Annotated in this window: 12 protein-coding genes; 9 read left to right on the top strand and 3 right to left on the bottom strand. The window is 60.7% G+C overall.

Annotated features, from left to right (window positions below):
• Window positions 1-239: 239 nt before the first annotated feature.
• The gene (locus tag YWU_RS0108015; RefSeq protein ID WP_027020072.1) at window positions 240-1,325 is read right to left on the bottom strand and encodes an inositol-3-phosphate synthase; all 1,086 of its coding nucleotides are present in this window, start codon (window positions 1,323-1,325) and stop codon (window positions 240-242) included.
• Between the two features lie 377 nt (window positions 1,326-1,702).
• Here YWU_RS0108015 and YWU_RS15855 point away from each other — a divergent pair, with 377 nt between their 5' ends.
• The 7 genes from YWU_RS15855 (at window position 1,703) to trxA (ending at window position 8,650) form a co-directional block, all read left to right on the top strand.
• A complete protein-coding gene (locus YWU_RS15855) occupies window positions 1,703-3,976 on the top strand; it encodes a transglycosylase domain-containing protein (RefSeq protein WP_240484090.1) in 2,274 nt (757 codons plus the stop codon).
• Window positions 3,977-4,133: 157 nt separating this feature from the next.
• The gene (locus YWU_RS0108000; protein ID WP_240484089.1) at window positions 4,134-4,325 is read left to right on the top strand and encodes a hypothetical protein; all 192 of its coding nucleotides are present in this window, start codon (window positions 4,134-4,136) and stop codon (window positions 4,323-4,325) included.
• 126 nt (window positions 4,326-4,451) lie between these two features.
• A complete protein-coding gene (gene rpsF, locus YWU_RS0107995; RefSeq protein WP_027020070.1) occupies window positions 4,452-4,739 on the top strand; it encodes a 30S ribosomal protein S6 in 288 nt (95 codons plus the stop codon).
• A 38-nt stretch (window positions 4,740-4,777) separates the two neighbouring features.
• Window positions 4,778-5,386 (top strand): single-stranded DNA-binding protein, encoded by a 609-nt coding sequence (locus YWU_RS0107990; protein ID WP_027020069.1) that lies wholly within the window; start codon window positions 4,778-4,780, stop codon window positions 5,384-5,386.
• A 116-nt stretch (window positions 5,387-5,502) separates the two neighbouring features.
• Entirely contained in the window at window positions 5,503-5,955 is a 453-nt protein-coding gene (rplI, locus tag YWU_RS0107980; protein ID WP_027020068.1) for a 50S ribosomal protein L9, read from the top strand.
• Window positions 5,956-6,582: 627 nt separating this feature from the next.
• A complete protein-coding gene (gene dnaB / locus YWU_RS0107975; RefSeq protein ID WP_084141963.1) occupies window positions 6,583-8,160 on the top strand; it encodes a replicative DNA helicase in 1,578 nt (525 codons plus the stop codon).
• A gap of 103 nt (window positions 8,161-8,263) precedes the next feature.
• The gene (gene trxA, locus YWU_RS0107970) at window positions 8,264-8,650 is read left to right on the top strand and encodes a thioredoxin (protein WP_027020066.1); all 387 of its coding nucleotides are present in this window, start codon (window positions 8,264-8,266) and stop codon (window positions 8,648-8,650) included.
• An 84-nt stretch (window positions 8,651-8,734) separates the two neighbouring features.
• On the opposite strand, the gene YWU_RS0107965 is transcribed toward trxA, so the two are convergent.
• A complete protein-coding gene (locus YWU_RS0107965) occupies window positions 8,735-9,928 on the bottom strand; it encodes a serine hydrolase (RefSeq protein ID WP_169718894.1) in 1,194 nt (397 codons plus the stop codon).
• Between the two features lie 115 nt (window positions 9,929-10,043).
• Between YWU_RS0107965 and YWU_RS15850 the strand changes: the two genes are divergently transcribed.
• Window positions 10,044-10,916, top strand: coding sequence for a PspA/IM30 family protein (locus tag YWU_RS15850; protein ID WP_240484088.1), 873 nt, complete (start codon window positions 10,044-10,046; stop codon window positions 10,914-10,916).
• 4 nt (window positions 10,917-10,920) lie between these two features.
• Here YWU_RS15850 and YWU_RS0107950 read toward each other — a convergent pair whose 3' ends face one another.
• A complete protein-coding gene (locus YWU_RS0107950) occupies window positions 10,921-12,195 on the bottom strand; it encodes an NYN domain-containing protein (RefSeq protein ID WP_027020063.1) in 1,275 nt (424 codons plus the stop codon).
• Between the two features lie 155 nt (window positions 12,196-12,350).
• On the opposite strand from YWU_RS0107950, the gene YWU_RS15845 reads away from it, so the two are divergent.
• Window positions 12,351-13,616 (top strand): MFS transporter, encoded by a 1,266-nt coding sequence (locus YWU_RS15845; RefSeq protein WP_240484087.1) that lies wholly within the window; start codon window positions 12,351-12,353, stop codon window positions 13,614-13,616.
• The last annotated feature ends 444 nt before the right edge of the window (window positions 13,617-14,060 follow it).

The following is a 14,060-nucleotide window of genomic DNA, read 5'->3' as shown; positions in this document are numbered from 1 at the left end:
TGAAGACTGTTTCAGTACAGTTAACTGTGCCCGTCTACGCTGTTCGCGCATGTCGTTCACCAATTTGACAGCAAACAACCAGCGTTCATCTCCGTGACCAACACCACGAGCGCGTGAACTCTCGCTTAACGACGCATACCCCGCCGACAGTATCGGCGGGGCACACAAAGGAATTAGCCTTCAGTTGTTTCAGCTCAGTGAACCGACTGGTGTGTCAGCCAACCGAGAAGGCCAGATAATTAGTCTGCGCCGATGATGAAGGCCTCGAGCTGGGCACGTGCGACGTCGTCAGCTAGCTGCTTCGGCGGGGACTTCATTAGGTAGGCGGAAGCAGGCAGCACCGGGCCGCCGATTCCACGGTCCTGGGCGATCTTTGCGGCGCGCACCGCGTCGATGATGATGCCGGCGGAGTTCGGCGAGTCCCAGACCTCGAGCTTGTACTCCAGGTTCAGCGGGACTTCACCGAATGCCTTGCCCTCTAGTCGGACGTAGGCCCACTTGCGGTCGTCGAGCCAGTCGATCCAGTCGGACGGGCCGATGTGGACGTTGCGGTCGTCGATCAACCCGGACAGCGGTCCGGTGAGGTTGGAGGTAACCGCCTGCGTCTTGGAGATCTTCTTCGACTCCAGGCGCTCGCGCTCGAGCATGTTCTTGAAGTCCATGTTGCCGCCGACGTTCAGCTGCAGGGTCCGCTCCAGGCGCACACCGCGGTCCTCGAAGAGCTTTGCCATTACACGGTGCGTAATGGTCGCGCCGACCTGAGACTTGATGTCATCGCCAACGATCGGGACGCCAGCGGCGGTGAACTTCGCAGCCCACTCCGGGTCCGAGGCAATGAACACGGGCAGTGCATTGACGAAGGCCACGCCTGCGTCGATCGCGCACTGGGCGTAGAACTTGTCTGCCTGTTCCGAACCGACGGGCAGGTAGGACACCAGAACGTCGACCTCGGCGTCCTTCAGTGCCTGCACCATGTCGACGGGCTCAGCGTCAGACTCCTGGATCGTTGCTGCGTAGTACTTGCCGATTCCGTCGAGGGTCGGGCCTCGCTGGACGGTCACTCCGGTGGTGGGGACATCGGCGATCTTGATGGTGCAGTTCTCCGAGGCGTTGATTGCCTCAGAGAGGTCGGTGCCGACCTTTGCTGCGTCGACGTCGAAAGCGGCGACGAACTCCACATCGGAGACGTGGTAGTCACCGAACTGGACGTGCATCAGACCCGGGACGATCTCGCCCTTCTTCGCGTCCTTGTAGAACTCGACACCCTGCACAAGCGAGGAGGCACAGTTGCCCACGCCGACGATCGCTACGCGTACCGAACTCATCTGTTATCTCTTCTCCTAGGTTCAGCTCTGTTGCTGGCGCGGCCGCCGGGACGATGCCCGGTTGATCCGGCCGAATCACCCAGACGCTATAGCCACATGCACTTTCGCAGTGAGCCTGAAACCCCTAAAATCGATGTTTACCGATAAAGTCCAGAGGAAAATCCGGGTTATTCGCGGCAATTTCGCGGATTCTGTCGGGGTGTCGTCAGGGGAAACTGAGCCATGACATGCTCAGGTGTCGGCACCATGTCAGTGAGCGTCGGAGGTCAGAAGAGCGGGAAATATCGCTTTACGGCACCCGCACTCGTATTCTGGACGTTCGAAGACCAGCGCACCAGCGCGGCACGGTTGGAAGTCAAGGAACCATTGGAGACCCCGTGAGCAAAGATCCGCAGAACCCCGCCGGGGCTGAGAAGAACGCCAGCGGCGGTTCTCAGCCTGCTCGGGGAACCAGCAGCGGCAAGGACAGCAAGTCCACCTCGTCGCCGGGAGACAAGTCCCGGTGGAAGCGAGTACTCGGATGGTCGGCGGCATTGCTCGTCCTGATCATCGCAATGCCTTTCGCCGTGTTCGGCGTCGCGTACATGGTGACCGACGTCCCGGACCAGGAAGACTTGGCCAACTCGCAGATCGCGATCATCTACGACAACACTGGCGAAGATGAGATGATCCGCATTACCCCGGAGGCGGGAAACCGTGAGCCGGTGCGCATCGAAGAGATCCCCATGGGGGTTCGCGATGCCGTTCTGGCGGCTGAAGACCGTGACTTCTACACGAACCCGGGCTTCTCAGTCTCCGGTTTTGCTCGTGCAGGAATCGGCGCCGTTACCGGCAACACCTCCGCCGGCGGCGGCTCGACGATTACCCAGCAGTACGTGAAGAACGCGATCGTCGGTGACGACCACTCGTACGTCCGTAAATTCAAGGAGCTCGTTGTCTCCGCGAAGATGACGCGTGAGTGGGCCAAGGACGAGATTCTTGAGGCCTACCTCAACACGATCTACTTCGGCCGCAATGGCTACGGCATTGCCGCGGCTTCCGAGGCGTATTTCGGCGTTCCGGTTCAGGACCTCAGCGCTGAGCAGGGTGCGGTGCTCGCAGCCGCTATCCAGATGCCGTCGGTTCTGGACCCGTGGGTGAACCCGGCAGAGTCCGAGCAGCGCTGGAACTACGTGCTGGACGGAATGGTCGAGATGGGGACCCTGGACCAGGGTCAGCGTTCCGGCATGGGATACCCCGACACCATCGACCCGAACACGATCGACACCGAGGAAGAGCCGGAAGGCTCCGACGGGCTGATCAAGAACCGCGTGCTGGAGGAGCTGGCCAACGAAGGCATCAGCGAAACCCAGGTCAACACCCAGGGTCTGCGAATCACCACCACGATTGATCCGACCGTGCAGGATGCTGCAGAGACTGCAGCAGCGACTTACGTTCCGCAGAGCGAAGAGAGCTCACAGCGCACGGCCATTGTCTCCGTCGAGCCGGATACCGGTGCTGTCCGCGGGTACTACGGTGGCGAGGATCCGCATGGTTGGGACTACGCCAACTCGGGTCTGCAGACCGGTTCTACGTTCAAGATCTTCACCCTCGCGGCGGCACTGGATCAGGACATTCCGCTCAGCCGGCAGTACGACTCCGGGCCGGTGCAGTCCGGTGACGCGACAATCAGCAACTCCGGCGGCGCCGGTGGCGGATCCATGCCGATCTCTGAGGCACTGCGTCAGTCCCTGAACACCCCGTTCATTCGACTTCAGCGTGACCTGGAGAACGGTCCGAACGACACTGCAGCCATGGCTCACCGCCTTGGTGTTGCCGAGTCGATTCCCGGTATCGAGCGCACCCTTGAGGAAGACGACGGAACCGGTTCCTACGACGGAATCACCCTCGGTCAGTACCTGACCCGTCCCCTGGATATGGCTGTCGGTCTAGCCACACTGTCCAACGATGGTGTCTACAACGCACCTCACTTCGTGGAGCGCGTGGAGACCGCCGGTGGCGAGGTTCTCCTGGAGCGAGATAACTCCGGTGGAGAGCGAGTGGTGCCCGAAGCAGTCGCTACGAACGTCATCGACGCCATGATTCCGATTGCGTCTTACTCGAACCAGGCACTGGCCGGTGGACGCCAATCCGCGGCAAAGACTGGTACCGCACAGCTCCAGGACACCGGGCAGAACAAGGACGCCTGGATGATCGGTTCCACCCCGCAGCTCTCCACTGCAGTGTGGGTCGGAACCATAGACGGAACTCCGCTGTACAACTCGTCCGGTGGAAACATGTTCGGTTCCCAGACTCCGGGTTCGATGTGGAAGTACGTTATGGACAATGCCTTGGCGAATGAGCCAATGGAGACCTTCAGTGACGTCGGCAATGTTGGAGGACAGTCGGGTCGCCCCAACTGGAGCCCGCCGGTGGCGGCGACCACCACGGCCGAACAACCGGAGGCACCAGATACCGGTGGTGAGACCACTGAGACTGAAGATCCGGGCAATGGCCTGGAGAACCTGATTCCGGGACTTCCGGGCATCGACCTGCCGGGCCTTGGCGGCGGCGGTAACACCGGTGGCGGAGGCAATGCCGGTGGCGGCGGTGGCGGAGAAGCTGGCGTCGACCCCGGTGACGGTGGCGGCGGTGGAGACGGCGCCCAGTAGCCGAATCCGACTGAATCGCAAGAAATGAGGGGCTGACCGAAAGGTCAGCCCCTTTTTCGGTGGCAAATTTCAGGTCGGGAAGTTCCGTGACAATCTGAAAGTAAGTTCCCGGCCGCGGTGCAGATGCGTGCCGGAAGTGAAAGGACGGTGGCGGAGCGTGGATCCGCAGATGTATGTGCTGATGGGATCTGTCTTCGTCGGATTCCTGTTTTTCGCCGCGGGGTGGGCCAACTTCTCGTACAAGGGCAACACCAAAATCACGTGGATTCTAGTTCTAGTTGCGTTTCTCCTGTGCACGGTCGTGCCCGTCATCATCGCCTTGTTCTGGGCAGTCGGGGCGCCGACCTGATCAGTGATTGGTCAATAGGGGTCAACTGCGATACCCTGGGCAGGTTGCTTGACGCAACGAACCCTCCTGCCGCGGTAACGATGCCGCGGCCGAACAACTACTAGACCACAGGAGGTGATGAGGTCCGTGCGTCACTACGAACTCATGATCATCCTCGACCCGTCGGTCGATGAGCGCACCGCAGCCCCGTCCCTGGACAAGTTCCTCGAAGTCGTCCGAGAGGACAAGGGCGAGGTCAAGAGCGTTGATATCTGGGGCAAGCGCCACCTGGCGTACCCGATCGAGAAGAAGGACGAGGGCATCTACGCCGTCGTCGAGCTGGGCTGCGAGCCGGCAACTGTCCTGGAACTGGACCGCCGCCTGAACCTGAACGACACCATCCTGCGCACCAAGGTGCTGCGGGCTGATCGCTAGCAGGTTCCCCGGAACCGGGAACCTTTAGGAGCGGACAAATGGCACAGGGAGATACCCCCATCACAGTGATCGGCAACGTTGTTGCTGATCCGGAACTGCGCTACACCTCGTCTGGTGTAGCCGTATCGAACTTCCGCGTGGCGTCTACGCCGCGCACCTTCGACCGTCAGCAGAACCAGTGGGTTGACGGTGAGGCTATGTTCCTCACCTGCAACGCCTGGCGAGAGATGGCGGAGAACGTGATGGAGACCCTGAGCAAGGGCTCGCGCGTCATTGTGACGGGCAAGCTTCGCCAGCGCTCCTTCGACACCCGCGAAGGCGAGCGTCGCACCGTGTTCGAGATTGAGGTCGACGATGTCGGCCCGTCACTGCGGTTTGCTTCCGCCCAGGTCACCCGAAACCAGCGCTCCGGCGGTGGCGGCGGTGGCCGACAGGGCGGCGGACAGAACTTCGGTGGTCAGCAGAACTCCGGTGGCGGCGATGGCCGTCCCAACTACAACCAGAACTACGGCCAGGGTCAGCCCGGGCCGGCAGGTTCGAATGGTGGCGGAAACCAGGGCTTCGGCGGCGGACAGCCGGCCGAGGATCCCTGGAACTCCGCACCGTCTGCCGGAGACTTCTCCGGCGGTGACGAGCCCCCGTTCTGATTCCCAGTAGTTGGGCGCGAGTTCAGGTTTCTGACTCCAACTGAGCTTTACGGTTGACGGTGTATCCGTCACCACCTTTCTTCCTATTCAGAATCTTCCACCGAAAGGCAGGGATCATGAAGCTGATCCTCACCGCCGCCGTTGAGAACCTCGGTGTCCCCGGTGACATCGTGGAGGTCAAGGCCGGCTACGGACGTAACTACCTGCTTCCGCGCGGTATGGCGATTGTCGCCACCCGTGGTGCAGAGAAGCAGATCGAGGGCATCCGTCGTGCCCAGGAGGCCCGCGGAATCCGCGACCTCGATCACGCTCGTGAAATCAAGAACACCATCGATGGTGCTGAGAACGTGTCCGTCGAGGTGAAGGCATCTGAGAGCGGTAAGCTCTTCGGTTCCGTCACCCCGGCCGACATCGTCGCCGCCATCCGTACCGCCACCGGTCAGTCGATCGACAAGCGGAACGTCGAACTCGCGCCGAGCCAGATCAAGGCACTCGGCAAGCACACCGTGGACGTCAATCTGCACCCGCAGATCACCGCACACGTTTCCGTGCAGGTCGTCGCCGGCTAGTCCAAGCCATTTCTGACGACGGAAGGCTTGTCCAGCCTTCCCAATGACAACAGCGCATCTCAGGGTCCGCCACTTACGTGGTCGGGCCCTGAAGTGTTTTCCGAGGCTATCTGAATGTGCTTCTGGGGCCCCTGGCGCGGGTGTGAATATCCCCGTTTCCATTGTGGATAACTTGTGGATAAGGTCCACTGGAGTTGTTGAATTCCCGTTCGTTTCAGTGGATTACGAGATGAACGAGAGCGTCACCTGAGTTAAACCGGCACCTGCCTCCAGGTCTGGAATGAAGATCTGCAGGCCAGGCGCGTCTGAGTTGACATGTCCAGAATATGGTCGTGACCTGGTAGTTTACCCAAGTGAACCGTAGTTGCCGACGGATGCGCGACACTTCCCACATACGGGAACATGAGGTGACCAGCGGGTTCTCAAAAAGTGGAGAATCTTTCCCCACTTCGTCCACACAGTTATCCACATTGGCCGGTGGAAAACTGTGGATATCGGACCGCCGATGAGTTCACGAAGCCGCTGATGGTGCACTAGTCTGCAGAAGATGGGGCCGCTGCCTGCGGTCTGGGGCAAGGGGGAAGATGTGTGTAGAACACCAATGATCGTGACGAAGGAGTTGGATCGGTGACCAGTCCCTACGAGGAAAGCCAGGACTCCGGGTACCCGGACGTCCCCGCGGATTCCGGTCCGAGCTTCGACGATTACATCGACGGTGCCGCTCCCCCGCCGCTTGACGACGCTCCCCTGCCCCCTGATTCCGATTTCCGCGACTCAGGCCGCAGAGGCGACTCCGGAGGAGCCACCAGCGCTGGCCGGGGGTCGTCGGCTGAGGAGTATCGGAAGCGTGGATCCGGAGCGTCGGAAAGCGTGAGCTTTGACCGCCAACCTCCTCACAACATCGAGGCGGAGCAGGCGGTGCTCGGCGGTATGCTGCTGAGCCCGAATGTCATCGCGGACGTGTACACGATCCTCAAGACCGAGGACTTCTACCGGCCGGCTCACCAGGCGATCTACGAGGCGATTTTGCACCTGTTTGGTGAGACCTCCGAGGTCGACCCGATCCTGGTGGCTGGGCGTCTCGACCGGCTCGGTGAACTGGAGCGTATTGGTGGAGCCCCGTATCTGCACACGCTGACGGCCATGGTGCCGACCGCAGCCAACGCTCATTATTACGCGAAAATCGTCGCGGAGAAGGCGCTGATCCGTCGTTTGATGGAAACAGGCACTCGCATTGTGCAAATGGCCTACGCGGGCGCGGAAGACACGGAGGCTGAGCAGCTCGTTGACGCGGCGCAGCAGGAGATTCTGGAGCTGACCTCGGCCGAGGCAAAGGACGACTACGCCTCAATGGCGGAGCTCCTGGACCCGACCATTAATGAACTGCAGTCGCTGGAGCAGGACGGTGGTATTGCCAAAGGTGTTCCCACTGGCTTCCGAGACCTCGATGACATGACCAACGGCCTGCAGTCGGGCCAGATGGTGATCATTGCGGCGCGACCGGGTGTTGGTAAGTCGACCTTGGCGATCGACTTCATGCGCTCGGCGTCGATCCGCAATGGCAAATCCTCCGTGATCTTCTCGCTGGAAATGTCCAAGTCCGAGATCATGATGCGAATTCTCTCCGCTGAGGCTCAGGTGGCGTTGTCGGATATGCGCTCGGGAAACATGGACGAGGACGCTTGGAGCCGACTGATCGACGGAATGGCGAAATGGCAAGACGCGAAACTATTCATCGACGACTCCCCCAACCTCACCATGATGGAAATTCGCTCCAAGGCCCGTCAGTTGAAGCAGAAGAACGACCTCGACCTTGTCGTGGTGGACTACCTGCAGCTGATGTCGTCGGGCAAGAAGGTTGAGTCTCGTCAGCAAGAGGTCTCGGAATTTTCTCGTCACCTGAAGCTGATGGCGAAGGAACTTGAAGTTCCCGTCATTGCGATCTCGCAGCTAAACCGTGGTCCGGAGTCCCGTACGGATAAGCGGCCTCAGGTCGCCGACCTGCGTGAGTCCGGTTCGCTGGAGCAGGACGCAGACATCGTGCTGCTGCTGTACCGGCCGGATTCGCAGGCCTCGGAAGAGTCGCACGAGCGCGCTGGTGAAGCGGACATCATCATCGCGAAGCACCGTGGTGGCCCGCTGGGCGTGGTTCCGGTTGCGACGCAGCTGCACTTCTCCCGGTTTGTTGACATGCATCGCGGCTAACGGCATCGCAGGTCATGGCTCCACTACTCCCCCGCGGAACATTCGCGGGGGATTTCGTGTTGCATGGGGCGTAGACATTTCCAACTTCCCGGGAGGGACCTGAATGCCAACGATCGACGTAACCAATGAGAACTTCGCCAGCACTGTCGAACAGGAGGGCATCGTTCTGGTTGACGCATGGGCTGAGTGGTGTGGTCCGTGCAAACAGTTCGCACCGATCTACGAGCAGGCCTCGGAGCGTCACCAGGACGTGGTGTTCGCGAAGCTGGACACCGACTCCAACCAGGAAGTCTCGGCAGCGCTGGGCATCCAGTCCATTCCGACCCTCTTCCTCTTCCGTGACGGCATCCTGCTGTTCCAGAACCCGGGTGTCATCCCGGGTGAGGCTATCGATGATGTGCTGAAGCAGGCGCAGGAGCTGGACATGGAAGACGTCCGCCGCCAGATCGCTGAGGCGCAGGCGCAGCAGGGCGAAGAGAATCAGCAGTAGTCTGCCGGTACCTCACGCCTAAGCTTTCGGCCCCCGGCCCCTGTACTGACAGGTTCCGGGGGCCGACGTGTATACGCAGATGGATTAAGGATTGGTGCGCTTGCCCCGGTTCATCCAGCCCAGGATGTATGCCAGCGCAGCGATGAGGATTGCGCCTCCGGCAATTGCGAAGACGCTGACACCGGCGATAGTCCCAGAGTCGGAGCTGTTCTCCATGGTGAGGATTTGTGCCGAATCGTCGGAACCACTGTCAGGATCGGTGATTGCGTCACCGCCTTCTAGGGCGAAGTCGACGATGTCGGTGACATCATCAGCCGAGAGATTCTGGGTCAGAACAGCCATGGTGAAACGCTCGTCGTCACCAAGGAATCCTGCAGAGTTCAGGTAGGACGGCGGAACCCATCCGTTCTTCTGTCCGGTCGGAAGGTTCGGGGCGCCGGCGCGCAGACCAAAGTCCTGGTCCGTGCCGCCGTAGCTGTACTTCGGGGAGGAGTAGAGCAGGTTCGTCAGGTACGTCGACTCTTGCTGGGACAAACCGCCGGAGCCATCCAGCAGTCCATCGAAGAAGTACGCCAGGTCCTCGGGGGAACTGGTGACGGCACCCCAGTCGCCGGAGGCAACCGTTGCATCCGACAGGCCGTACCGCTCCTTCACGCTCTCGATGATGTCGCGGGACCCGTAGGAGCTCCACAGTGAGGTGGTGGCCTCATTGTCGGAGAGCCGGATCGCGTCGTCGCGAAGCATGTTGTCCTGCACGCTGCTGTCCGGGGTGATGCCCTCGCCCTGTTCCATCGGGCCGTCATCAGGATTGAAGTTGGTGAAACCCACAACTTCAGCGATGAAGATCTTCGTCGTGCTCGCCAGACTGAACGGCGACTGCCCATCCTCGTTGGACAACATCGTGCCGGTGGCGCGGTCCAACAAAGCGATTCCGACTCGACCTTGCCCGTTTAACTCTTCGGTGATCTCGTCCATGCGGTCTTGGATCGCGTCATAGTCCGGGAGGAAGGTTGCCTCCGGCAAGTCTGCCCATGGCTGGGAAGAGGTGAACGTGGTGCGTCCGTCGTCTGGTTCATCCGACTCATCAGGTTCAGCTGAGGTGTCAGTAGAGGTGCTTCCCGACGTTGTGGTCGAGGCCTCCGAAGTCGTACTGGACGATGTCGACGCAGGGGACGTCGAGCTGCTGGTTGCGATGGAAGACGGAGCGAACATTGCGGCAGCGAGCAGCGCGGTACCGAATGCGGCCGAAACGCGGCCGAGAATCCGTGCGGATGACATGGTTAATGATGATACCGACATGACCTGCGCTTCTCGCGCCCGGTAGCCACATGATGGATGCAGGCAGATTCCGTAGAATGTCGGTGTAAATGGGCCGCACGTAGTTAACGCGGTCGTGCTCGAACCAGACGACCAGGAGTTCCGAATGTCTAACCCGTTCAGCAAAGGCTGGAAGTACATGATGTCTTCCTTCGACAAGGCGATCGAAGACAATGCCGATCCGAAGGTTCAGATCCACCAGGCCGCGCAGGCGGCACGGGAACAGCACCAGCAGATTCAGGAGCAGGCGGCGTCCGTCATCGGTAACCGCAATCAGCTGGAGATGAAGCTTGGTCGTCTGAAGAAGGAGCGCGACAAGCTCGACACCAACACCCGCGCCGCTCTGGACCAGGCCGGCCGCGCTGCCGAGGCTGGCGACGCCACCAAGGCCCAGCAGTACGAGGCCAGCGCGGAGACGTTCGCCTCGCAGCTCATCTCCGTCGAGCAGGAGCTGGAGGACACCGCCGCGATGCACGAGGCCGCCTCCCGCGCCGCCGAAGAAGCGCAGACTCAGGCCAAGCGCTCGCAGATGGAGTACCAGCAGCTCTCCTCGCAGATCCGCGAACTGGAGTCGCAGGCAGACCAGGCGAACATGCAGGAGCAGACCTCCGCTGCCCTGGATGGGGTCCGTTCTGCTAGCAAGTCCTCCGGTCCCAGCCTCGACGAGGTCCGGGAGAAGATCGAGTCCCGTTACGCCAATGCCCTGGGTGCTCAGGAACTGGCCGGGGACTCCGTCGACGGCAAGATGGCTGAGATCGAGTCGAGCATGACTGACTTCAAGGCCAACTCCCGTCTGGAGGAGATCCGCGCCCAGATGAAGGGCGACGGCTCCAATGAGCTGTCCGCCGGTTCTACCGGTGGAGCTGGTGGTGAGATTGAAGGCGGCACCGCCGAGCCCACCGACGACCAGGGTGAGGCCGACGCCACCGGGGACGCCGGCCGCAACTAGTTGTTTAGCCGTTCTTACGGCTGAGCAGAATCGCCCGGATTCCGGAGTGGAAACCGTCCCGGAGATTTACCCGCTGAGTCTCCGTGAGTGTGTACTCGTGGAGTGATTCGCAGGCGAACTGCAGCAGCGGCCGGTCGATTTCCGGAGGAAGCCCGCCTCCTGTGAGGAGGTGGGCTTCATCGCGCTGTGTGTCCGATGCTACGTTCTCGAACCACCATGTCGCGTACTGCTGTCCGGCATCGAATGGCGTATGAAAACCAGCGGAGGACCACACTTCGTTAGGCAGCGGCACATAGCGCGAGCGGAGCTTCCGCTTTGGCGCCATCATTGACGGGTTCGGTCGCGCGCCGGGGCCTGCCGGCTCCTCGTGGGAGGCGAACTCCTCAGCGCCGGGCATCGGGGGAACCTCCGGCATGGGCTCGGGGTGGGCCTCAGGCTGGGGAGTGGCCACCGGCGCAGCCGGTGCAGTCTGTGCAGGCGGTGCTTCCGGCACAGGTGCGGCAGCAGGTGCCGCAGGTGCAGCAGAGTCCTCGCTGGAGGAGCGGGTGTCGGGGTCTGGGGTGTGGAGGGGGGCGTCGGGAAGCGTTTCTGAGTCTTTGCCCTTGCTCTCCTCCTGCGCAGCAGGAGTCGCCTCGGTGGGGCGCGCGAAGCCTGGCACCGGAACCGCTTCCTGGCCCTCAGGCTCTTCGCAATCGCCAAGGGGCTTGCTGCGGACGGTCGGCTGCAGCGGACCTTCCAGCACGTTCAACCGCATCGACTCGGCGAAGTCCTCACGCGGGTCGAGGATCGTGGTCGTATCGCTCTCATACCGCAATGCCGAAGACGTTGAATCCCAGCCGAAGCCGTACAGATGCACGCGCACACCGGATTTCACCGCCTCGCGGACACCTGGCAGCATATCGGCGTCGCCGGAGACCAAAACGATATCGGAAGCATGACTGCGGAAAGCGGCCGTGACCATGTCGACCACGAGCAACGTGTCCACGCCCTTCTGGGTCCTGCGGTCACCCCACTCGATCAACTGACCGGCGCGCAACTGCACACCGTCGATGGAACGTAGCTGTCGCTGGTAACGGTGCGGCCCCGACTCCGGGATGCCGTCGTACCAAAACTGTCGTTGAATCGGTTGGCCTAACTGTTGACTGATCATCTCGTCCAACACCCGCACGACACCACGCAGATCTATCTCCAACTGACCGCGCGCCCCGCTGTCCCAGGAGTTGTAGAAGCTCGCCAAAAGGTAAGAGGTATCCACGTACACGAGAGTTCGCTCAAGCATTATTTTCTGTCTCTTTCTATCGTCAGTAGCGTCTTGGCTCCCCCAAGGATGCATGACGTGGCGCTGTGTTTGTCGGACCTCGGTGGTTGCGCCTATCGCTTTTGATGGAAAACCCTCCGGAAAAAGCCGCGGTGAACGGCGGTACCATCACCGACATGAAAAAGCCCACGGACGATTCCAGCGATTCGAATGAGCACGACCTGAAGCGTTGGTTCTTCGTTCTTGTGGCCGTTTCGGTCGGCACGCAGGCAGTGTTCAGCGGTGCAAGGATGTTGGTTAGTTACCGGATTCTTGAGTTCGGTGGCAACGCGACGACGATCGGTGTGTTCACCGCGGCGTTCTCTCTGGTTCCTCTGTTGGTGGCCGTCGCGGCAGGAAAGCGGGCAGATGCCGGTGCCGCGCCAACGTTGATGCGGATCGGCTTGGTGACGACGGTGCTCTCGGCGCTGATGATTGCCCTGTCCCCCGACCTCATCATTCTCCTTCTTGGCTACGTCCTGATGGGTTTCGCTCTCTTGGTGACCCTGATCGCAGCACAGGGAATGGTCGCGCATCTGCGGGGCTCCACGGCCGGGCTGGATTCCATGTTCGCCTACTTCACTCTTGGCGTGTCGCTCGGCCAGTTCGCCGGCATCCTCATTTCCGGTGCAGTTGCCGCATCCGGGCAGGATCAGGTCGGAAGTGTCGATACGACGCCAGCGCTGCTCGCGCTGACGGCGCTGGGTCTGCTCGTCCTTATCCCCGGGTGGTTTAACGCCACCGCTTACCGACGTTTCCTTCCTCCACCCTCCGACACCTCGACACCGGAACCTCATATCGGTGTTGGTGCGCTCCTTAAGGAGAAGGGAATGGGAACGGCAATGTTCGCGTCGATCACCGTCATCGTCGGAATCGACTTGATGATTGCGTACATGCCGCTAATTGGCCGGGAGCTCGGGTTGAGCGTCGCTGTTGTGACGATGATCTTGTCTGCACGAAGTGGAGCTGCGGTTGTTGCGCGTGGCTTCATGCCAATGATCCTGAAGAACCTCCCGAGGAACCGGGTATTAGTGGGATCCTCCGTCATCGGAGCGGTATCGATGCTGGCGATGGGAGCGGCTCCGTGGTTCGGAGGGCCGGTGAACCTATTCATTGGGTCGGCCATCTGTGGATTCACATGGGGAATGCTGATGCCGATGACGATGACGTGGGTTTCCCAGTTGGCTCCGGAGCAGGACCGGGCGCTGGCGCTTTCTGTACGTCTGACTGGAAACAGGCTGGCGCAGGTCGCCATTCCTCCAGTGGCCGGACTCTTGGCTGCCGCGACCGGATCTGCGTCGGTGTTCTTGATGGCTGGCGGAATGGCAGTCATCGCGACAGTGGGAACGACGGCTGCGGTGCGAAACGGAACCGTCGACGGGGCCGGAAAGGACCCCGAGTGACACATTTCCGGAAGTGTTAACCATAAAAACGCGGATGACCACGTGTTTTGCGGTGAGTGGCCACGTATGGCTAATGTATATCGAGTCAGCGAGGCACGGACCGAGCGAGACACCAAGGGGAATCCACTACTGAGAATAATCAGTGATGGCTTCGCGGTGTCCAGCACAAGAAGTAGCCAGCGTGACGCTGAGAAAATTTCTTCTCTGCTCGGTTTGACACCGAGAAGGTGAGGAACTAAGTTTTTCTCTTGCTGCCTGGGCGAGTCGGACATGATCTGATGAGCAGGGTGTGCGAATGTTTTTTGAGAACTCGATAGTGTGCCGATGTACTTATTATTTACTTCGGTTTAATGATGCCGGCAGCGCCTAGCGGTGGCTGCTTAAACATTAACCGTATTTTTTGCGCATCCCATTTATACCCCGTCGGGTGGGGGTGTGCTATTT

The sequence above is a fragment of the Corynebacterium sputi DSM 45148 genome (assembly GCF_000427865.1).
GTDB classification, from domain to species: Bacteria; Actinomycetota; Actinomycetes; order Mycobacteriales; family Mycobacteriaceae; genus Corynebacterium; species Corynebacterium sputi.
This window is presented reverse-complemented; position numbering and strand designations above follow the sequence as displayed.

Coding starts and splice junctions, on each gene's coding strand:
- YWU_RS0108015 (WP_027020072.1), bottom strand. CDS start 1,325: ATGAGTTCGGTACGCGTAGCGATCGTCGGCGTGGGCAACTGTGCCTCC.
- rplI (WP_027020068.1), top strand. CDS start 5,503: ATGAAGCTGATCCTCACCGCCGCCGTTGAGAACCTCGGTGTCCCCGGT.
- trxA (WP_027020066.1), top strand. CDS start 8,264: ATGCCAACGATCGACGTAACCAATGAGAACTTCGCCAGCACTGTCGAA.
- YWU_RS0107990 (WP_027020069.1), top strand. CDS start 4,778: ATGGCACAGGGAGATACCCCCATCACAGTGATCGGCAACGTTGTTGCT.
- YWU_RS0107950 (WP_027020063.1), bottom strand. CDS start 12,195: ATGCTTGAGCGAACTCTCGTGTACGTGGATACCTCTTACCTTTTGGCG.
- YWU_RS15845 (WP_240484087.1), top strand. CDS start 12,351: ATGAAAAAGCCCACGGACGATTCCAGCGATTCGAATGAGCACGACCTG.
- YWU_RS0107965 (WP_169718894.1), bottom strand. CDS start 9,928: ATGTCATCCGCACGGATTCTCGGCCGCGTTTCGGCCGCATTCGGTACC.